The organism is Paenibacillus piri (assembly GCF_004354045.1).
Taxonomy (GTDB): domain Bacteria; phylum Bacillota; class Bacilli; order Paenibacillales; family NBRC-103111; genus Paenibacillus_S; species Paenibacillus_S piri.
The window spans coordinates 108,593-129,909 of sequence record NZ_SMRT01000007.1; the positions used below are offsets into that span (position 1 = coordinate 108,593).

The window sequence follows — 21,317 nt, forward strand, 5'->3', positions numbered from 1 at the left end:
GCTGCAAGCGAATGGAATCGCTTTATATGCCAAGGGAGGTAACGGTCATGGACAATGGATTAATTGAAACGGAGCAACTCATGCAGGCCATCAAAGCGAAGGATACGAACCGCGTACAGGCGCTGCTGGAACGGCAGCCGCAGTTGGCGTCCGCCCGCGACGCGCAGGGCAACAGCCCGATTCTGCTCGCCCGTTATTACGGGGCGCACGATATCATCGGGCTGCTGCTGGCACGCGGCGTCCCGCTCAGCGTGCACGAAGCCGCCGCGGTCGGGCAATCCGCCGCACTGCTCAGCCTGCTCGGCGAATCGCCGGAGCTCGCGGACAGCTTCTCGCACGACGGCTACACGCCGCTCGGCCTTGCCGCTTTTTTCGGCCACGCGGACATCGCGGCCGAGCTGCTGCAGCGCGGCGCCGACGTCCATGCGGCTTCGCGCAACGAGATGCGCGTGACGCCGCTGCATTCGGCGGCGGCCGGGCGCCATGCCGCGATCGCGCATGCGCTGCTGGAGCATGGCGCCGACGCTAACGCGCGCCAGCAGAGCGGCTGGACGCCGCTGCACTCGGCCGTGCATAACCGGCACGCCGAGCTGGCTGCGCTGCTGCTGGCGCACGGCGCGGATGCGCACGCGGCCAACGACGCCGGAGCGACGCCGCTTTCGATGGCGCGCGAGCTTGGCGACGCGCAGCTCGAAAGGCTGCTGGCGCGCCCGAACGATCAGGCCGGAGGCCATTGATCCGGCCTGATTAACGCAAAAAAACGCTGTGTTCCCGGCATGGGCACAGCGTTTTTTTGCATATCGGCTCCAAAGCCGCGGCTTTACCGGATCGAGCGAAACTTCTGCGAATGCTCTTTCGCCTGCTCCACCGTCGTAATCCGGTTCCGGCTCCATTCGAGCAAAATCCGGTCGATGTAACGGAAATGGACTTTGCCTGCAAACACGGCCTCCTTCAACCCGGCCAAAATCAGCTGCTCCGGATATTGATCCTTATCCAGCCAGCCTGTAATGGACTCCAGCTCCATCGGCGTCAGCGGCCGCCCGAACTCTTTTTCGAAAATGCTGAAAATATCGTTGCGCACTGCCGGCTCCGCCGGTTCCCGTTCGTTCCGCTGAGCGATCATGTCATCGTACCAGCAGCCCGCCAGCCGTTCGAACAGCGGACTGAAATTATAGGTTTCGGACTGCAGTCCGCTCTGCGGGTTGATATGCTCGTCAATCGTCATCAGCCCCTGCACGAGCAGCTTTTGCAGCGCCGCGATTACTTTTTCAGGAGGAATGGACATCCGTCCCTGCAGCTCGTCCAAGGTCGGAAAGCCTTTTTGTTCTTTTTCCTTCAAGGCCATCACATGGATCATCAGCATGACCTCGGTTTCGTTCAGCTTTAATTGGCTGTAGTGCTTCAGCAGCAGGTACGGGAGCTCAACGCTTCCCGCCTTCCAGCCCGCCACAAAAGCAGCCTGCAGCATAGTCCGTTCATGCTCGCTATCGTTGCGTTTCATCCGTCCACCTCTTTAAGCAATGCTTTCCTATTCAACAATTCCTTCCATATTCACTAACAGGCCGATAAGTCTTTTTTTCGATGCTACGGATACAGCCGGTACAGCAATCTTGGAAATGGAATCGTCTCCCGTACATGCTCCAGACCGCATATCCAGGCTACCGTTCGTTCAAGGCCCAGCCCGAAGCCGGAATGCGGTACGGAGCCGTATTTGCGCAAATCCATATACCATTGGTACGCTTCCCTGGACAATTCATGCTCGGCAAACCGCTTCTCCATCAGCTCCGGGTCGTCGATCCGCTGGCTGCCGCCTATAATTTCGCCATAGCCTTCCGGCGCGATCATATCGGCGCACAGCACAACCTCGGGGCGGCTCGGATCCGGCTTCATATAAAAGGCTTTAATATCCGTCGGCCAATGCGTAATAAACACCGGCTTCTCATAGCTTGCGGCAAGCGCGGTTTCATGAGGCGCGCCGAAATCTTCGCCCCATTCGAATTCGTGTCCGTTCGCCTTCAAAAACTTGACGGCCTCGTCATAAGTGATCCGCGGGAACGGGGCTGTAATTTTTTCAAGCTTGGCAGTGTCGCGCTCGAGTACCTCAAGCTCCTTGTGGCAATGCTGCAGTACGGAGGCGACAATGTGGGAGACAAACTGCTCCTGCACCTCCAAATTTTCCTCATGCGTTACAAAGGCCATCTCCGGCTCGATCATCCAAAATTCGATCAAATGCCGGCGTGTCTTCGACTTCTCCGCACGGAAGGTCGGCCCGAAAGAGTACACTTTGCCCAGCGCCATCGCCGCCGCTTCCATATACAGCTGGCCGCTTTGCGTCAAATAGGCGTCCTCGTCAAAATATTTGGTATGGAACAAATTCGTCGTTCCTTCGCAGGAGGAAGGCGTTAAAATCGGCGGATCGACAAGCTGGAATCCGCGTTCGTCAAAAAACTGCTGGACCGCCCGGATGATTTGCGCCCGAATAACAAGGATCGCGCGCTGGCGCGGCGAACGGATCCACAAATGGCGATGATCCATCAAATAGTCGACCCCATGCTCCTTCGGCGTAATCGGGTAATCGTTCGCAATCTGGATAATTTCGACGCCGGTAACATTCAGCTCGAAGCCGCTCTTGCTTCGCGAGTCTTCCCGAACCGTTCCGGTCACGTACAGCGAGCTTTCCTGAGTCAGCTTGGCGGCGGCGTCCCATACTTCCGGCGGCACTTCGCTCTTGACGACGACGCCTTGAATAAACCCGGAGCCGTCGCGCAGCTGCAAAAATTGAATTTTGCCGCTCGACCGCTTGTTGTGCAGCCAGCAGCCGATCGTCACGGTTTCGTTAATATGCTGATTCACATCGCGGATCATGGATAAGTTACGACTCATCGGACCGACATCCTTCCTTGTTCTGCTTTCATGGCTCCCTTTATTATACTACATCTTCCTTGCTGTCTAAAATTAACCGGTGCGTATCGCGCGCGATCACAAGCTCCTCATTTGTCGGAATGACCAGCACCTGCACTTTGGAGCCGGTCGTCGAGATCGCACGTTCCGCGGCACTCGGCTGTTCGTTGGCCGGTTCGTCCAGCTCCAGTCCGAGGAACGTCAGATTGCGGCATACCGCTCTCCGCATCGCCGCCGAATTTTCTCCGACGCCGGCTGTAAAAACCAGCACATCCATCCCGTTCATGGCCGCTGCGAACGCCCCGATATATTTGCGCAGCCGGTATTCGTACATGTCGAAGGCAAGCGCCGCATTCCGGTCGCCCGCTTCCATCGCCTCGACGATTTCCCGCATATCGCTGCTGAGACCGGATACTGCCATCAGACCGCTGTGCTTGTTCAGCATGGAGGTAACCTCATTTAACGTCAGCTCCTCCTTGCCCATCGCGAACGGCACGATCGCCGGGTCGATATCGCCGCTGCGCGTCCCCATCATAAGCCCTTCCAGCGGCGTCAAGCCCATGCTCGTATCAACGGATCGCCCGTTCAGCACGGCAGCGCAGCTTGCCCCGTTGCCGATGTGGCATGTAACGATTTTCAGCTCATGCAGCGGCCATCGCAGAAAAGCGGCGGCACGCTCGCTGACATAAGCATGGGAAGTGCCGTGAAAGCCATATCTGCGGATTTTATGCTTTTTGTACAGCACCATCGGAATCGGATATAAATACGACTTCGGCGGCATCGTCTGATGAAACGCCGTATCGAATACGACCGCCTGCGGCACGTTCGGCATATTGGTCTCGACGGCTTGAATGCCGAGCATATGGGCCGGATTATGCAGCGGAGCCAGATCGAACAACCGCTTGATTTCGCGCTTTACATCCTCATTGACGATTACGGAGCTGGAAAACGATTCGCCGCCGTGCACAATCCGGTGCCCGACCGCATCGATCTCGTCCATCGAGGAGAGAACGCCATGCTCCTTATGTACGAGTATCGCCAGCACCTTGCGGATCGCCGTCGTATGCTCCAATATTTCCTCAACCTCGCGGATTTCAGCCCCGCTTTCCGGCTCGTAGCTCAAGATCGCCGATTCCATGCCGATCCGTTCGACTTTGCCTTTAGCCAGCACCTCTTCATGATCCATATTGTACAGCTGAAACTTTAATGACGAGCTGCCCGCATTAATTACCAATATGTTCACAGGCGGTCGCCCTCCTTATCGTAGCTGAAAAATCCTTGTCCCGTTTTCGTCCCCAGTTGGCCCGCCCGTACCATTTGCTTCAACAGCACGGAAGGCCGGTACTTGACGTCGCCGAATTCCCGGAACATTCTTTCCATGGCATCAAGCACGGAGTCCAGTCCAAACCGGTCGGCCATCTCCAGCGGCCCGTAATGAAAATCATAGCCCAGCCGCATCGCCGAATCGATATCCTCGGCTGTGGCCACCCGTTCCGACAACGTGTGCATCGCTTCGTTAATGAGCACGCAGATCAACCGCGTAGTCACGAAACCGGGCGATTCGTACACCTGGATGCCGCGTTTCTGGATGGTCGTTTCAATAAACACCTTCGTCTGCACGAACGTTTGTTCCGAAGTTTTAAGCGCGCGCACGATTTCCACCAGACTTACCTTCGATACCGGGGGCAGGAAATGAACGCCAATCACGCGCCCGGGCTGCGTCGTCACAGCAGCGATTTCGGTCAAGCTCAATGTGGACGTATTGCTGGCAAGTATGACCGAAGGCGGGCAAATCGCATCCAACTGCTGAAACAGCTGCTTCTTCTGTTCCAGATCTTCGCTGATCGATTCGATGACCATATCGCATTTCGCCAGCTTTTGCAAATCGGTTTCTTTATGTATTTTGGACAAAATCAGCTTCTTCTCCGAAGCCGTTATCGCCCATTTCTCCATCCGTTTATCCAGGCTCATCTCAATATGCTCGAACGCCTGCTCCAGCTTCTCCGGCGTACGCTCCAGCAGCAGCACTTCCAAGCCTTGCTCCGCCAGCATTTCGGCGATCCCCTGTCCCATCGTGCCGGCTCCGATGACGCCGATTTTATTGAATTGCATCTTGTAGTCTCCCCCTGCCACCTTTACCTGGACCCATCGAGCATTCGCCGCTAAAGCGGGATGCTTGTCCATATATGTATTATACATCATCCCCGGTTCGAATAGACACCGACATCTATATGACAAATCGGAGCAGCCCGCGTCCGGTCCGCTCCAAATGCTGTGCCCCCCGGTTGACAAACGACCATACGGCTTCATCGGCATAAAAGAATGGGCCTGCGGCCGCAAAGCGGCAAACAGGCCCATACGTATTAAAAAAATCGATTATTTCACCAAAACATTTTGCTTCGTCGCCTGCGATTCGAATGCCGCCAAAATGACGTTCAACGATCTTAAGCCTTCTTCTCCGGAAATGGTCGGCGGCGTATTCGTCACGATACATTGGACGAAAGCGTCAATGACGCCGCTTGTTGTCTGCTTTTCGTTGGTAGCCATGGCGCCGACTCTATATTTCTCCACCGTGCCGTCGCGCAGCTCGACGATGACCTGATCTTCCGGATGCGTACCGATGTGCATCGCCCCGTTTTCACACCACAGGACGGTGCTGTTATCCTGGCCTTTATAATAGGTCCAGCTTGCTACGAGCGTACCGATGGCGCCGCTCTTCATACGCAGCAAGCAGGTCGAGTTGTCGTCGCATTCCGTGCCGTCCTTATGCAGCGTGTCTACAAATGCGGCAACCTCGGTCACCTCGTCTTCAAGCAGCCAGCGGATCAAGTCGGATTTATGCACGCCCAGATCGCCCATCGCGCCCATAATGGCTTCTTCTTTGCGGAAAAACCAGCTGCCGCGTCCGTCGATGCTCCAATTTTCCGGTCCCGGATGTCCGAAGGAGGTACGGAAGGTCAATACTTTGCCCAGCTTGCCAGTTTCCAATATTTCCTTCGCCTTCACATGCGGCGGCATGAGGCGCTGATTATGACCGACCATCAGGAAAACGCCGTTTTTCTTGGCGGCTTCGATCATGGCCAAGCCTTCCTCGTAAGTCGTAGCCATCGGCTTCTCGACAAGCACATGCGCGCCCGCGTTGGCCACGTCTATCGATACCGGAGCATGCAGTACGTTAGGCAGATTGACGCTGACCGCATCCGGCTTGACCGTGCGCAGCATTTCTTCATAATCGGTGAATGCCTTACCGCCATGCAGCTCGGCATAATGATCCGCGCGCTCTTTTACGAGATCGCAAAAGGCGACCAGTTCGACATGGGGATTAGCCGCATATTCCGGAATGTGGCGATGCTTGGAAATGGACCCGCAGCCGATGACGGCAACTCTAATTTTACTCATGTTCTAGTTCGACTCCTTATTCAATCATATAGTTGGTTGGTGCTGCGCATGGATTGGCGTGTTAAAATTTGGACAAATAGTTGTCCTTCAGCCAGTTGTAGCTTGTGGCGACGCTTTCCAGCGGCGGATTGGCGCAGCGGTCCTGCTCCACGATGATCCATTCCACGCCGGCATCGGAGCCCGCCTGGATAACGGATGGCAGATCGATCTCGCCGTGTCCGAGCTCCACCGTATTGATGAGCCCGTTGACTGTACCTTTGAAATCTTTCAGATGCAGCAGCGGGAGACGCCCTTTGTAATTGGCGATATATTGCAGCGTATCCAGCCCCGCGTATTGAACCCAACCTGCGTCCAGCTCGACCTGGAGCGCTTCCGGAGATGCGGAGGCATACAAGGCGTCGAATATATATTGACCGTCCGTTTTCATTTCGAATTCGAAGGCATGGTTATGATAAGCGAATTGCAGCCCCTGATCCTTCACCTGCTGTCCGGCTTGAGCGAAATAAGCGAACAGGCTTTTCCAAGCCTCCACGTCTTGGCGATCCTCCGCAGCGATGTAAGGACAGATCAAATAAGGCGCGCCAATCGTCTGCAAATAGGCGATTTCTTTGTTCAGATCAGCTTTCATATTGGCAAGGCTTACATGAGCGCCGATCGCTTTCAGGTTTAATTCCTGCAGCAGGTCCTTCAGCTCTTCTGCCGACAAGCCGCCGTAACCGGCAAACTCTACGCCCTCATAACCCATTTCAGCCACGCGCCGAAGCGTCCCGCGAAAATCTTTGGCCATATCGTCGCGCACAGTATAAAGCTGCAAACCAATCCCCATTCTTCTCATTGATCCAGTACCTCCATCGAAATGATGTATTTGATACTATTTTAATCAGACATGCCTTATAATAGCTATGAACGATGTGGTCAAAACATGAACTATTTGGCTAGAAAAATATCCCGCTTGACGGACAACGCTGCAAAAAGGAGCTGTTGAATATGTCGTCCGCCATTTTAACTTGCGGCTACTCGTATCATTCACAGCCGTTTCAAAACATCCATAAAGAGGGCGTTCCCTCCTATTTATTTCGTCTGCAAACCGAAGGAAGCTCGCAGGTGCTGGTCAGAGGCGTTACGCATACCATCGAGCAGGGCGACCTGCTGCTGATTCAGCCGGGAGACCCTTACGAGCTTCGTGTCGACGCGCATACGAACAAGCTGAACCAAACGCTCGTTTCGAGCGGCGATTATTACATCTTTTGCATGGGGAATTGGTTGGACGCCTGGTGGAAAAAAGGGAAAAAGCCGCAAAAGGTCCGAATTGCCGCATATGAACGACTGCTAACTTTGTGGCGGCAAATTATTTTGGAAAAGCGGAGGTTCGAAGAAGAGAACAAAGAGCTGTCGGATTATTTGCTCCGCGCCCTCTGTCTGCACATCGACCGCGCCATTTCCGAGACGCGTACTCTGCATGGCAGCTCGTTTCTCGCTTCGCGGATGAAAAGCTTTATCGAGGAGCACGCCTTCCTGTCTCTCAAGGTTGAGGACGTCGCCGGGCATGTCGGATTAAGCGTCTCCCGCTCGGTTCATTTGTTCAAGGAGTGCTTCGGCAAGACGATCATTCAATATGCGATGGAAATTCGGCTGTCCACTGCGATCGAGCGGATGAATTATACCGGGATGAGCCTGGAGCAAATAGCCGAAACGTCCGGCTTCGCCAGCTATTCGTATTTTCATCGCGTGTTCCGCGACAAATACGGCATTTCGCCCAAGCAGTACCGGCTGCGGCAGGAAGGCGGGGTGCGGCGGCAGCCGTACATTGACATGGAGCATGTCGACAACTCGCTTGTCTGAGGTTGAATCGATGCGGGCTTTTTGCGGGTTGAATCTCAAAAAACCAGCTCGCCTTATATGCAAGGGAGCTGGTTTTTTCATCCACGCCTATTATATATTCATCGCCGAAACTTTCAAACCGTCAAGCGATACCGGAATTCCCCGCGGATCGCGGATGTGCACGACGGCCGACTCGCCCGGCTGCAGATCGAAGAAATTATCGCTGAACCGGATATTGCCCTGCGGCAAATCGATTTTGACAAGCCGGGCATGGCTGCCCTCTGCCGTAATCGTCACGGTTTGGGCGCTCTCGTCCGCTTCGGCCTTGAGCGAAGCCGCCGGCATCCGCAAATCTTTGGGATCGCGCAGGTAATAGCTGTTATCCGGCGCTGCGAAGCCTTGCGCCGTCAGCTTCACGAAAACCTCCTCCGGCGCCCGGCCGTTCAGCACGTCCGCCTCCGGCAGGCTGCCCAATTGAATGGCTCCGCCCGCCGGAACCGGCGCGGAGAACGTACGGCGGTACAGCTCGTTTCCGGCAAAGTCGCAGACGGACAGGCTCACCTCGCCCTCATAGCTTTCCGTGCGATCATTCACCACCCATACTTGCAGCGGCTGCCCCGGCTCATGATCGATTGTCAGCAGCAGCGGATGATAAAACTTTTTCGCATAATAGTACGACGCCTTCGGCAGCAGCTCATAGTCGATCAACGACCAGCTCGTACCCGGCCAGCTGTCGTTATGCTGCCAGACAAGCGAGCCGCTCGTCCGCTTCTTGTTGCGGCGGTAATGCTCGATTCCGTATTTCAAGCCCTCGGCCTGCGTCAGCATGGAAAAGTTCATGTATTCCTCGATATTGTTCGGGATGCCGGTAAAGCCTTCCATCAGCAAAATCCCTTTTTGATGATTCGTATCTTTGTTGCGGTATGCCATTTCGACGCTTCCCCAATAAAACTGACCGTCCGGAATGTTTTTTTCCAGCGTATACCGGTTAGCGGAAGCATGCATGCCGAATTCGGAGCTGAACAGCGTGAAATCTTTTTTATAATTTTTGAACGTCACGCCTTGAATGCTGTAGTCCAGTATCGGCTTGTCCCCGAATTTGCGCGGATAAACGGAGCCATGCCATACTTGCCAGTTATGGCGGTCGCCGATATCGGGATCATTGGCATCGTTGCCGCCAAACGGCGAGGAAGGCCAATAAGGACGGCTTACGTCCAGCTCATCAAGCACCCCGGGAATCAGCTCGTGATAGATGGCTTCGCCATAAAAAGGCGTTGTGATGCTTCCCTCGGAAGATTTCATATCATACAGCCAGTCGATCTCGTTGTTGCCGCACCAAAGCGCAAGCGAAGCGTGATTGCGCAGCCGTTTGACGTTGTACTCCACTTCTTTGCGCACGTTGTCCATAAAATTTTTGTTAAAATCCGGAAACAGCGCATTGGCAAAAGCGAAATCCTGCCACACCAGCACGCCGCGGCGGTCGCATTCATCATAAAACACGTCCGTTTCGTAAATGCCGCCCGCCCAAATACGAAGCATGTTCATATTCGCCTCAACGGATAAATCGATCAAATCTTTATACCGCTCATCCGTAATCGCGCCGATGAAGTTATCCGCCGGAATCCAGTTGGAGCCTTTGGCGAACAGCTTGACGCCGTTTAATATAAACGCAAACGCATGGTTCCCGTCCGCATCCTTCAACTGCAGCTCGATCGTCCGGATGCCGAACGGCTTCGCATAGCTGTCCACCTGCTTGCCATCCGCAAGCAGCTCGACCTGAAGCTCGTACAAATACGGCTCGCCCAAATCATGCGTCCACCAAAGCTTCGGCGACGCTACCGACAGATCGACTGCTGCGTTTTTGCCGTCGACAGACCGGCGGGCTTCCGCTGCAATTTGACCTTCACGGTCGAGAAGCCTGACGATGCATTGTTTCGCGAGCCCTTTTCGGTAAGAGACGACATCCAATTCCACGCGGACCGCAGCTTCGTCGGAGCCAACCGTCAATGTGCGGCCGTACACGCTGTCCAGCTTGGCCGATCGATAACGTTCGACGCGAACCTTGCCCCAGATGCCGACCGTCACCATCCGCGGGCCCCAATCCCAGCCGAAGTTCATCGCCGCTTTACGGAGCCATGGCCGCTCCTTCGTATAAGAAGACCATTGAAACTGCTCTTTATTTTTATTGTGAAGATAGAGAGGATCGAACTTGACCGCAATGCTGTTCCACCCGTGGCGAATCACTTTGGTCACATCGAAAGAATGGGCCATTAACGCATTATCCGTACTCCCGATCTCCAACCCGTTCAAATATACGGTGGCAAACGTATCGAGCCCTTCGAAAACAAGCTCATGCCGCTCGTCGCCGCCTTCCGGTATCGCGTAGTCAAACGAGGTTCTGTACCACCACTCCTTTTGCTCGATCCAGCGGCATTTGGCATCGTTATGCCCGAAATACGGGTTTTCGATAATGTTCCTCTCGATTAACGCGGAATGCACATCCCCCGGCACCTTCGCCGTAATCCAGAACCGGTCGTCCAATCCCGGAAACGCCAGCTCCTGCGGCCTAACCTGACCTGCGTCAAAATGTTGGATTCTCCATAAGCTTTTCAGTTCCATCCTGCTTCCGCTCCCCGCCCAAAATTTAAAATTTCATCATTGTCCTGCACCCTGAGCGGCATCCTCCCGATATTCGCTCGGTGTTTTTCCGGTATACTTTTTAAACAGCTGGCTGAAATATTTGACATCCTCGTAACCGACGCTCGAAGCAACCTCGCTGACCTTCGCCGGAGATACCTTCAAAATTTCCATCGCACGCCTTATTTTTTGCCTCGTCACGTAATCGCCGAAATTCAAGCCTGTTTCCTTTTTGAATACTTCGCTTAAATGGTTCGGGTGCAAATGAACGTGCTTGGCTACCTGCTGGAGACCGACATCGTGCCCGAGATGCTCTTCGATATAAGCCATCGCCTTTTGCGCATGCGTCGCCCGGCTCTCGGCCAGCCGGTTATGATACAGCTTCATGATCGCGTACAGCCTTTGAAACAATGCGTCCTTCGGCAGAACGATCGGATGGAGCTGCAAATGTCCGGTTTCGATGCTTTCCTCAACGGTCTGGCCCCGTCCGGTCGCCGCGAGCACTCTGTTCAACCATCGGCGTGCGGCTACGGCGGCTGAATGAATCAAAGCTTCCAGCGATTCCCGGGTCATCTGCGGATCATCCAACTGCTCCTGAATGAGACGGGCGACCCAGCTTTTCAGCGCTACCGGGTCATCCTCCAGCAAAATCGACGACAGCTCCAGCTCTTCTTCATGCGTGCAAACCGTTTTGCCGCCTTTGCGCTGTACGATGTCCGCGTAATCGCACAGACTGTCCGAAATCAACGCTTTATACCCGAAAGCCGCATCCGCGGACACGTACGAGTCGTGCAGCTCCTCCTTGTTCTTGACGCGCTTGCCCAGAGCGGCGAACAGGCTGCAAGTCAGTAAACGTTCGATTTTTTGGAAAACCGACCGCAGCTGGCTTACGGTCTCCTCCGCGCCGCGGCTTGACGACAGCGCCACGACGATTCTTCTTTTCTCCAGCAGCGTCTCGCAGCTCAGCAGATCATGCAGCATATTTTCCACCGCAAAATGGAGCAATGACCCTGAAACGGGTGAATCGTCCCAACCTTCTGCCGTTACGATTACAATTTGAAAGTAATGATCCTTATCGCCATCCCATAGAAGCCTGGAAAAGTAGTCGGGGAGCAGCTCCGGATCGACCGCTTCGGTATCACCGTTGATCACCCATCGTTCAAAAATCCGGTTGACCGCTTCCTTCTGCCTGAAATGATCCTGGCTGCGTGCCGCCCATTTCTCCTCCACCCGCTGTTTCGCCTTCAATACCGCCTTGACGATATCCTCCGGCCGGCTCGTTTTAAGCAAATAATCGCTAACCTCCTGGCGGATCGCCTGTTGAGCGTAAGAGAAGTCGTCGTAGCCGGACAATATGATCACTTCCAGCTCGGGGATAAGCAGTTTGGCTTCATCGGCAAGCTGGAGCCCCGTTTTGCCGGTCATCCGAATGTCGGTCAATAAAATGTTCGGCCGCTCCGCCGCAAGCCGCTCCAAAGCTTTTTCAGCGGATTCGGCAGGCTCCAGCAGCTCGAGGCCCAGTTCCTCCCACCGGATCACTTTGGCGAGACCGGTACGTATGATCACTTCATCATCGACGATCATGATTTTCATGGCTTCCTCCTCCTTCCAGCATCGGGATCGTAAAGGAAACACGCGTTCCGGCGTGCGGCTTGCTATCAATCACCAGGCCTGCGTCGGGCCCATAGTGCAGCTTTAGACGTTCATTGACATTTCTTAATCCATAGCTGGCGGTATCCGGGAAACTCTGCTCGTCCTCACGCTCCTGCAAGCTGTTTCTGATCGCGGCAAGCTGTTCCTCCGACATTCCAATGCCGTCATCCAGCACCAGGAAGCTCATCCGATCGCCTTTGGGCTCCACGTACACGGCAATCATACCTTTGCCGTCTTTTTTCTGAACACCGTGAATCATCGCATTTTCCACCAACGGCTGGAGCAGCAGCTTCAACATTAATTTATCGTGCAGCTCCGGGTCGACGACAATGTCCACGTCGAATTTATCGGGAAAACGGATCGACTGGACCTGAGCATAGTTTTTAATATGTGCCAGCTCCTGATGTACGGGGCAAAATTCTTTCCCTTTATTCAGGCTGAACCGCAAAAAATCGCTTAACGCCCCGACCATATCGGCAATCCGCTTCTCTTCCGTCAACAAAGCGATCCAATGAATCGAAGAAAGCGTGTTGTACAAAAAATGGGGGTTGATCTGCGCCTGCAGCGCCCGCATGTCGGCCTCCTTCTTCCTGACCTCGTTGCGGATGACCTGCTGCTTCAGCTTCTCGATATGCGAGCCGAGCATATTATAGCTTTCCGCCAGCTTCCCTATTTCGTCGGAGGTTCCGGTCGAGTAATGCGGCAGCGGCTTTTCCGGGTCGACCTTGGACAACAGCCGCGCCAGCGCGCGCAGCGGGTTCGTCACCCGGTAAACGACGAAAAACACAATCCCTACTGTCGCAAGGATCGAGACCAGGACAGCAATGGCTGTGAGCTGTAAAATATACCGGTTTTGCGCGCTGTACAGCTCGAATGGAATAACCCCGACGAGCGACCAGCCGACGAGCGGTTCGTTATAATATAGCATCGATTTTTTATCGTCGCTTTTCGTCCCGTATGTTGTCGTCCCGAATTCGTTCCGTGTCATATTTGCCAACGCGCCGGGATACAACGCTTCAAACGATTGGCCGAGCCATTTGCTGTCGGTTGCCGACACGACATTGCCCTTTTCGTTCAGCAAGGCTACCTCGCCCCGGCCGTCTCCCAGCTTCGGCTGGGACCAATAACGGGAAATCGCACGCTCATTCACCGAGATGGAAAGCCAGCCCATCGTTTGGTAATTGTTGACGCTGCGAAGCGGACGAATAAAAGAGAGCACATTCGCCATCCCGTTATACGCATCCACCGTGTACAATTCGGTCCACAGCTTCGCCTTCACATCGCGAATACGGACGAGGTTGTCCAGATTCGAGCTGTAAATCGTTGCCGTCGATAATACCGGATTGTCATTCGCCGGGTAAATCGTAACGTTCGAAATATAGTCCTTGGAGCTGACCAAATTGGCCATAAGAGCTATGATCCGTGTCTGATCGGCCACATTTGAATCCGCGCGGCTTACGTACTGTTGGATATCGCCATGTCCGATCAATGTGATCGACAAATTTTCGACGTCCTGAAGGATAAAGCGGAGGTTGGCATCCATTTGCCGCAGCGTATCGATGCCCCCTTGCTCCATCTTCGCTTCCGTCAGATTGGATGAGATCCTATACGCAAAACCCCCGAGGAATACCAAGGGGATCAGCGTAGTTACAAGCATGATGAAAGACAGCTTCCGTCCAAGGGAAAGTCCCATCCATCGCCACATCGAAAACCATCCTCCATTGCTTGCAAGTCTTTTTACCCTTTCACCGCTCCCGCGGTCATCCCTTTCATTACCTGTTCCTGGAAAGCCAAATATACGACTATCGTAGGAATAACCGCAATCGTCATAGCGGCCAATGTCAAGCCGTAATCCGTCTGATAGCCGTCCGCAAATGTCGCGATGGCAAGCGGGAGCGTTTTTAAGGTCGACTTGCTAATAAACACCAAGGCAAACGAAAAATCATTCCATGAATGCAAAAAGCTCAATATGGTGACCGTTGACAGCGCAGGCAGCGAAATCGGAAGCATGATGCGCCAAAATACGCCCCAAAGCCCGGTCCCGTCAATAAACGCCGCCTCCTCAATCTCCTTCGGCACCGACGTTAAATAGGCGGTCAGCACGAAAATCGCCGTAGGCAAAGCAAAGGCCGTATAAGGGAGAATCAATGCCCAGTACGTATTCAGTATGGACATTTGCTTCATCAAAATAAACAACGGCACCAGCGTACTATGAATGGGAATAAGCATTCCGACAACGAAGAAGCCCAGCACCCAGCCCTTGAACCTGAATCTCAAACGCGCAATGACAAACGATGCCAACGCCGAAATAAATAATGTAAAAACAAGAGATACGATGGACACGATAACGGAATTTGAGAAAGCAATTCCCATTTTCGAAGATTTCCAGGCCCGGACAAAGTTATCCAGCTGCCAAACCTCCGGAAGACCGAACGGACTGTTCATAAACTCGAGATTCGTTTTAAATGCGCTGACCACAAGCCAGAACAACGGATATAACGTGAGCAGACCGTAAACCGTCAGCAGCGTCCAAAAAATCGCGCTTTTCCATTTCTTTGCCGCTCCGCTCCCGGATTTAGACGGGGACACCGATGTTTTCTGTACCATTACGCTGCTCATTAGGCGTGCCCTCCTCCTTTTGCTTCCTGTTTCGATTTGCGGCTTGTCAGCCATTGGCTGGTACCGATAAAGAGCAGGCTGATCAAAATAATGGACGTCGAAATCGCGCTTCCGTATCCGTAACGGTACGATGAAAAGGTGGAGTTGTACATATACGTTGCCAACAGCTCGGTCGAATGTGCCGGACCGCCCTTGGTCATGACGTACACCAGGTCAAATGATTTCAGACTGCCCGATATACATAAAATGATCGCAACCTGCACCGTGCTCCAGATCATCGGCAATGTAATCGAAACGAGCTTTCTCGCGCCGCTGGCGCCGTCGATCAATGCCGCATCGTGAATTTCCCCCGGAATGTTTTGAAGCGCCGAAATAAATATAATCAGATATAAGCCGACAAAGCTCCACAAGAGCGGAGGAATCAGCGAAAAGATCGCGATCTTATCGTCCGACAGCCACTGCAGCTTCCAGCTTCCCAAACCTAGAGCATCCAATAAAAAGTTTAAAATACCGATTTGCGGATGGTAAATGTACTGCCAGATCATCCCGATAATGACCGAGGACAGCACCATCGGCATAAAAATCGCGGAGCGCAAAAACCGCTGGAGCCAATTGCTTTTATACAGCACGATAGCAAGCACCAAGGCCAACGGAACTTGTCCAAGCACAGAAGCCAAGACAAAAATAACGTTGTTTTTCAATGCTCTCCAAAATACCGGGTCGTTTATGACCTCCAAATAGTTTTTCAAGCCTATAAATTTCGCTTCGCCGATTCCCTTCCAATCAAAAAAACCGTAGTAGGCGGACCAGATGACGGGCACGAATACGAACAAGGTATAGATCACCACAGCCGGAAGCAGGCCAAAGATAACGAACCGGCGCACATTCAATGTATTTATCATAATCTCACTTCCTTTTCAACTAATCAGCCCTCCTTGGAGGGAGGGCTGGCTGGATCGGGATGACCCGGTTTATTTACCGATTGCACCCGCCTGTGCGTCTTGAATTTTTTTGGCAATCGCTTCAGGGTTGCCGCCCATCAGAAGCTCTTGCAGCCCGTTGTTGACTACTTCGACTGCAGCCGAGCTCAGCTTGGAATCATATACCGGTGTAATTTTCACATTCTTCATCAGCTCGTTCAGCTCAATGAACAGCGGATGGGCTTTGGACTTATCAATATCGATTTTATAGCTGACCAATGTGCTGCTGTCGAGCGTCGCTTTTTGTCCTTCGGGACCGGACAATGCGTAGAGCAGCTCCATCGCCGCATCTTTTTGCGCGCCGGCTACTTTTTTGCTGATTCCCATTCCCGTACCTACGACACCCGCAGTCGTTTGCGGCTCGCCTTTACCTCCGTCAACCGGGGGCAGTATGGAAATATGCGTCGTACCGAGAATTTGTTCAGGCGCGGTTTTCACCAGGTTCGCCATCGCCCAGCCGCCATCGATAATCATGGCCGCTTTGCCTTGCGTGTAAAGCTGTATCATCTGGTTTTCGTCAATGCTGTTGAAGCCGTCCTGGAACGCTTTCGATTTGCCCAAATCCTGAAGCACGGTCAACGCTTTGACGAACTCGGGATCCGTGAATTTGGCCCCGTCCTGCGCCGCAGCCTTCAAGAACCAATCGGTGCCGGTAACACGATCGCCAATCGTACTGAAGATAGTGGATTGCGCAACCCAGTTCGCTTTGTTGCCGAGGGCAACCGGGATAACATTGTTTTTGTTGAACGTATCGATCGCCGTTTTCAGCTCGTCCCATGTTTTCGGCACTTTCACGTTGTATTTATCGAAAATCGCCTGATTGTAATAAATGAACGAGGTCGGCGCCAAATTCATTGGCACGGAATATGTTTTACCGTCCACGGTGAAGCCGTCCAACGCGTTCGGAATAAAGTTGTTTTTCCACTCCGGCTTGCTGTTCAAAAATTCATCGACCGGCTGAAGCAGCTTGCCGTTTACGAATTCCTTCGTCATCGCGTCCGGCCACATGACGAACATGTCCGGCATTTCATCGGCTGCGGCTACGGTGCGCAGCCGGGTTTTCAAGCCGTCCGTCGGAAGACCCTCGACTTCAAGCGTCACTTCCGGATGGGCAGCCTGGAAGTCGTCCAAAATTTTTCTCATCGCAATCGCTTTCGCATCCTGGCCTGTCCAGTTATGCCATACGGAAAGCTTCACTTTATCTTTCGAGCCGCCTGCGGCCGTTCCTTTATCATCGGCCTGTTGGCCGCTTCCGCAGCCCGCAAGCATAGTCGCAGCAGCTACCATCGCTAAACTTGCTTTCGTTATTTTTTTCATACTGATTACTCTCCCCTTTCGTTTCTATCCCCATTCTATAAGTATCCATTCTTTTCAGTAAGGGGAATTTCATAAGGAGCAGGGTAGAAAAATATCGGATGGGGGCATAATAAAACGCCTTGCGGCGTCCTTGGTGTAGGATATACGTTTGAGCGTTGGGAGGGATAGATGCGGGGTTACAGCCGTTGTTGAAGTCGTGTTCCTTCGATTAGACCAGGCAGGGGGAACACGACTTCAAAGACGGCCCGTAAACTTTCCACCTCCACATCCATACCCTCTTACTGTTCTACTCTTGTGTCTTCTGCTACCTCTTTTTTTACTAACCGGTCTTCGATCCGGTAATCATAACCATGCGCACCTTTGTCGTATTCCGGGTATATGGCTCCGCCGCAAGCTTCACATGCGAATTGCTTGGGCACTTCCGAGTCTCCATCATCCATCCTATCGAAGTCCCAGACTACTTCGGCTCCATTCTTCTTCATTGCAGAAGCAGTTAAAAAAACTGCCCGAGTATAATACTCGGACAGCAATGTAATTTATTTTAGTTATAAGCCAAACGCGCTTTATGAGCTTCTTCGTAAGCCGCGATCGCATCGTTGTGCTGCAGCGTCAAGCCGATATCGTCCAACCCTTGCAGAAGGAACTGGCGGCGATGCTCATCCAGCTCAAAGTCGATGCTCAAGCCTTGATCGTCGGTGATTTTGTTGTTTTCCAAATCGACCGTCAGCTTGTAGCCTTCCTGCTTCGCCGTACGCTGGAACAATTGCTCTACCTGCTCCTCGCTCAGCTTGATCGGCAAAATGCCGTTCTTGAAGCAGTTGTTGTAGAAAATATCCGCATAAGAAGGTGCGATAACAACTTTGAAGCCGTAATCCTGAATCGCCCATGGCGCATGCTCGCGGGAAGAGCCGCAGCCGAAGTTCGCACGGGAAATCAGAACGGAAGCGCCTTGATAGCGCGGCTGGTTCAGCGAAAACTCGGGAATGACGTTGCCCTGGTTATCGAAGCGCCATTCAAAGAACAAAAACTGGCCAAAGCCGGTACGCTCGATCCGTTTCAGAAATTGCTTCGGAATAATCGCATCGGTATCTACGTTTACGCGGTCTACCGGTCCTACAAGGCCGGTATGCTTTTTAAAAGCTTCCATGTCGTTCGTCTCCTCACATAAGTGACAGCCCACCCCGGTATGCCGGAGCGCTAGCCGCACGTAAAGTAATTTAGATTACGCTTGCTGCTTTACTTTGAAGTTCCAGTCGCGCACATCAACGAAATGTCCTTCGATGGCAGCAGCTGCAGCCATAGCCGGGGATACGAGGTGAGTACGTCCGTCGCGTCCTTGGCGGCCTTCGAAGTTCCGGTTGGAGGTCGATGCGCAGCGTTGTCCCGGCTTCAATACGTCCGGATTCATCGCCAGACACATGCTGCAGCCGGCATCGCGCCATTCAAAGCCCGCTTCGATGAAAATTTGATCCAGGCCTTCTTTTTCCGCTTGAATTTTGACGCGGCCGGAGCCCGGAACGACAATCGCCGTTACGTTCGGGGATACTTGATGGCCTTGAGCGACTGCCGCCGCGGCGCGAAGATCCTCGATACGTCCGTTCGTACAGGAACCGATAAAGACATAATCAATTTTAACTTCCGTCATAGGCGTGCCAGGAGTCAAGCCCATGTATTCGATCGCTTTTTCAGCGGCTTTTCTTTCATTCTCGGTTGCAAAGCTTTGCGGATCAGGAACAAGCGACGTCACGTTCGCGCCCATACCAGGGCTTGTTCCCCAGGTTACTTGCGGGATCAAGCTGTCTGCGTCGAATTCAACCACACGGTCATACTGCGCGCCGGCATCCGTCGTCAGCTTCTTCCATTCCGCTACCGCTTGATCGAATGCTGCGCCTTGAGGCACATATTCGCGGCCGCGCAAATATTCGAACGTTTTCTCGTCCGGCGCGATCAGACCCGCTCTTGCTCCGCCTTCAATCGACATGTTGCAAACGGTCATCCGCTCTTCCATGGACAGGTTGCGGATCGCTTCGCCCGTATATTCAATGACATAGCCGGTTGCAAAATCGGTGCCGTATTGGGCAATAACGCCGAGGATCAAGTCCTTTGCGGTTACGCCAGGGTTCAGCTTGCCGTTGATGCGCACTTCCAATGTTTTGGCTTTGGACTGCTGCAAGCATTGGGTCGCCAATACATGCTCAACCTCGCTCGTGCCGATACCGAATGCCAATGCGCCGAACGCGCCGTGCGTTGACGTATGGCTGTCGCCGCACACGATCGTTTTGCCCGGATGGGTCAAACCGATTTCAGGTCCCATAACGTGAACAACGCCTTGATCGATGTTGTCGAGGTCAAACAGCTTGACGCCGAAATCTTTGCAGTTTTGCGAAAGAGTGTCGATCTGCTGCTTGGAAATAGGGTCCGTAATGTTGTAACGGTCCTTCGTAGGCACGTTGTGGTCCATTGTCGCATAAGTCAGCTCCGGGCGGCGCACCTTGCGGCCGCTCAAGCGAAGACCTTCAAACGCCTGCGGGGACGTTACTTCGTGAACCAGGTGCAGATCGATGTAAATGATGCTCGGCTTGCCCGCTTCCTGATGAATCACGTGATTGTCCCAAATTTTTTCGAACATTGTTTTTGCCATCAGTTTCACCTCATTATCATGAATGCGAATCAGTTCATCTCTGCTATTATACTAGCATTTCTTTATTCATTGAACCAAGATATAATATCTATAAGATTGATAGTTTTTTTCTATAATTAAAACCATTTGGCCTGTCCAGATCGAATAACCGCCGCCAACGAGGATGTTAAAAGTTTTCCGTCCATAAAGGTCCGAGCGCGATTATCAAAATTATGCAAAACAAGTATTCATGCTTATAACTGGCAGCTTAAAAAATATCCCAAGCTGTAAGCCATACGTTTTCCGTATATAATATAAACAAGCTTGATAGGCTGCAGCTATAAAATTGCTTTTATCCGCTGCGCCGCATCAGCCTGCAAAGGAGTTGACCGTCCGCCCATGGAGCTGAGACAACTGCAGTACGCGCTGCAAATCGCGCTTGAAAAAAACTTTTCCCGCGCCGCCGAGAAGCTGCATATCGCCCAGCCTTCACTCAGCCAGCAGCTCTCGAAGCTGGAGAAGGAAATCGGTGTACTGCTGTTTCAACGGACGACCAATTCGGTTGAAGTCACGCATGCCGGGCAGCTGTTCATGGAAAAAGCGCAAGCGATTCTCGATATGGTCGAGCAGCTGAAGCGCGAGATGGAAGATATATCGCAAATGCGCAAAGGGAAGCTGGTCGTCGGCAGTTTGCCGATAACAGGCGCGCATGTGCTGCCGCTCGTCCTGCCAGTATTCCAGGCAAGCTATCCGGAAATCGAAATCATGCTGATGGAAGAAACGACCGCGAATCTCGAGCATATGACGGCCAGCGGCCAAATCGACATTTCGCTGCTGTCGCTGCCGCTTCAGGAAGAGTCGTTAACGTACGTACCATTAATAGAAGAAGAAATTTTGTTGGCCGTCCCTCCGCTTCACCGGTTGGCCCAGACCGCCGAGAAGTCTCCGGTTCCGGTCGATTTGAGCGAGCTGAAGGATGAGCCGTTTATCGCATTAAAAAAGGGACAGGGGTTCCGGCAAATTACGCTGAAGCTGTGCCAAAAAGCCGGCTTTACACCGGGCATCGTGTTCGAGAGCAGCAACATCGAAACGGTGCAGTCGCTCGTCGCCGCCGGCATGGGCATCGCCTTCGTGCCGCATATGGTATCGCGCGGCGGCTGGAGCCGGCTTGCGCCCCGCTACTTGCCGCTGTCGGGCCGGCCGACGCGCACGCTTGTCATCGCCTACCGCAAAGGACGGTATTTGTCCAAAGCGGTAGAAGCGTTTATGACTACCTTCCGCGAAGTCGTGGAAGGCGGTTGACTTGAAGTGAACGGCACCGGCGCGTTCACGGTGATACCGGCGGCGAATTGCCGAATCGGCCGCCGCCT

Annotated in this window: 17 protein-coding genes; 3 read left to right on the forward strand and 14 right to left on the reverse strand. The window is 53.2% G+C overall.

Annotated features, from left to right (window positions below; all coding sequences use genetic code 11):
• Positions 1 to 47: 47 nt before the first annotated feature.
• A complete protein-coding gene (locus tag E1757_RS16175) occupies positions 48 to 737 on the forward strand; it encodes an ankyrin repeat domain-containing protein (protein WP_165972149.1) in 690 nt (229 codons plus the stop codon).
• Between the two features lie 83 nt (positions 738 to 820).
• Here E1757_RS16175 and E1757_RS16180 read toward each other — a convergent pair whose 3' ends face one another.
• From E1757_RS16180 to E1757_RS16205, 6 genes are all read right to left on the reverse strand, one after another.
• Positions 821 to 1,501 (reverse strand): DnaD domain-containing protein, encoded by a 681-nt coding sequence (locus E1757_RS16180; RefSeq protein ID WP_133229899.1) that lies wholly within the window; start codon positions 1,499 to 1,501, stop codon positions 821 to 823.
• Positions 1,502 to 1,584: 83 nt separating this feature from the next.
• Positions 1,585 to 2,883, reverse strand: a complete 1,299-nt coding sequence (gene asnS / locus E1757_RS16185) for an asparagine--tRNA ligase (protein WP_133229901.1) — start codon at positions 2,881 to 2,883, stop codon at positions 1,585 to 1,587.
• Positions 2,884 to 2,926: 43 nt separating this feature from the next.
• The gene (locus tag E1757_RS16190) at positions 2,927 to 4,144 is read right to left on the reverse strand and encodes an acetate/propionate family kinase (protein ID WP_133229903.1); all 1,218 of its coding nucleotides are present in this window, start codon (positions 4,142 to 4,144) and stop codon (positions 2,927 to 2,929) included.
• Positions 4,141 to 5,013 carry a 3-hydroxyacyl-CoA dehydrogenase family protein gene (locus tag E1757_RS16195; protein ID WP_133229905.1) on the reverse strand — a complete coding sequence of 291 codons (873 nt, stop codon included), beginning with the start codon at positions 5,011 to 5,013 and terminating at the stop codon, positions 4,141 to 4,143. Before E1757_RS16195 ends, E1757_RS16190 begins: the two co-directional genes overlap by 4 nt.
• 264 nt (positions 5,014 to 5,277) lie before the next feature.
• On the reverse strand, positions 5,278 to 6,300 hold the full coding sequence (locus tag E1757_RS16200) for a Gfo/Idh/MocA family protein (protein WP_133229907.1): 1,023 nt from the start codon (positions 6,298 to 6,300) through the stop codon (positions 5,278 to 5,280).
• A 61-nt stretch (positions 6,301 to 6,361) separates the two neighbouring features.
• Positions 6,362 to 7,135 carry a sugar phosphate isomerase/epimerase family protein gene (locus tag E1757_RS16205; RefSeq protein WP_133229909.1) on the reverse strand — a complete coding sequence of 258 codons (774 nt, stop codon included), beginning with the start codon at positions 7,133 to 7,135 and terminating at the stop codon, positions 6,362 to 6,364.
• A gap of 152 nt (positions 7,136 to 7,287) precedes the next feature.
• On the opposite strand from E1757_RS16205, the gene E1757_RS16210 reads away from it, so the two are divergent.
• Positions 7,288 to 8,142: an AraC family transcriptional regulator gene (locus E1757_RS16210; RefSeq protein ID WP_133229911.1), complete on the forward strand. Its 855-nt coding sequence runs from the start codon at positions 7,288 to 7,290 to the stop codon at positions 8,140 to 8,142.
• A gap of 90 nt (positions 8,143 to 8,232) precedes the next feature.
• Here the strand turns inward: E1757_RS16210 and E1757_RS16215 are convergent, their stop codons facing one another.
• From E1757_RS16215 to leuC, 8 genes are all read right to left on the reverse strand, one after another.
• The gene (locus E1757_RS16215) at positions 8,233 to 10,740 is read right to left on the reverse strand and encodes a beta-mannosidase (RefSeq protein ID WP_133229913.1); all 2,508 of its coding nucleotides are present in this window, start codon (positions 10,738 to 10,740) and stop codon (positions 8,233 to 8,235) included.
• Between the two features lie 36 nt (positions 10,741 to 10,776).
• Complete coding sequence (locus tag E1757_RS16220) at positions 10,777 to 12,351, reverse strand: response regulator transcription factor (protein ID WP_133229915.1); 1,575 nt, start codon at positions 12,349 to 12,351, stop codon at positions 10,777 to 10,779.
• On the reverse strand, positions 12,329 to 14,116 hold the full coding sequence (locus E1757_RS16225; RefSeq protein ID WP_133229917.1) for a cache domain-containing sensor histidine kinase: 1,788 nt from the start codon (positions 14,114 to 14,116) through the stop codon (positions 12,329 to 12,331). Before E1757_RS16225 ends, E1757_RS16220 begins: the two co-directional genes overlap by 23 nt.
• Positions 14,117 to 14,148: 32 nt before the next feature.
• Positions 14,149 to 15,030, reverse strand: coding sequence for a carbohydrate ABC transporter permease (locus tag E1757_RS16230; protein WP_246079223.1), 882 nt, complete (start codon positions 15,028 to 15,030; stop codon positions 14,149 to 14,151).
• On the reverse strand, positions 15,030 to 15,932 hold the full coding sequence (locus E1757_RS16235; protein WP_165972150.1) for a carbohydrate ABC transporter permease: 903 nt from the start codon (positions 15,930 to 15,932) through the stop codon (positions 15,030 to 15,032). The genes E1757_RS16230 and E1757_RS16235 overlap by 1 nt, the downstream gene beginning before the upstream one ends.
• A gap of 69 nt (positions 15,933 to 16,001) precedes the next feature.
• On the reverse strand, positions 16,002 to 17,327 hold the full coding sequence (locus E1757_RS16240; RefSeq protein WP_133229919.1) for an extracellular solute-binding protein: 1,326 nt from the start codon (positions 17,325 to 17,327) through the stop codon (positions 16,002 to 16,004).
• 541 nt (positions 17,328 to 17,868) lie between these two features.
• Positions 17,869 to 18,474, reverse strand: a complete 606-nt coding sequence (gene leuD / locus E1757_RS16245; protein ID WP_133229921.1) for a 3-isopropylmalate dehydratase small subunit — start codon at positions 18,472 to 18,474, stop codon at positions 17,869 to 17,871.
• 75 nt (positions 18,475 to 18,549) lie between these two features.
• Positions 18,550 to 19,968: a 3-isopropylmalate dehydratase large subunit gene (gene leuC / locus E1757_RS16250; protein ID WP_133229923.1), complete on the reverse strand. Its 1,419-nt coding sequence runs from the start codon at positions 19,966 to 19,968 to the stop codon at positions 18,550 to 18,552.
• Positions 19,969 to 20,346: 378 nt separating this feature from the next.
• On the opposite strand from leuC, the gene E1757_RS16255 reads away from it, so the two are divergent.
• Positions 20,347 to 21,249 carry a LysR family transcriptional regulator gene (locus E1757_RS16255; RefSeq protein ID WP_133229925.1) on the forward strand — a complete coding sequence of 301 codons (903 nt, stop codon included), beginning with the start codon at positions 20,347 to 20,349 and terminating at the stop codon, positions 21,247 to 21,249.
• The last annotated feature ends 68 nt before the right edge of the window (positions 21,250 to 21,317 follow it).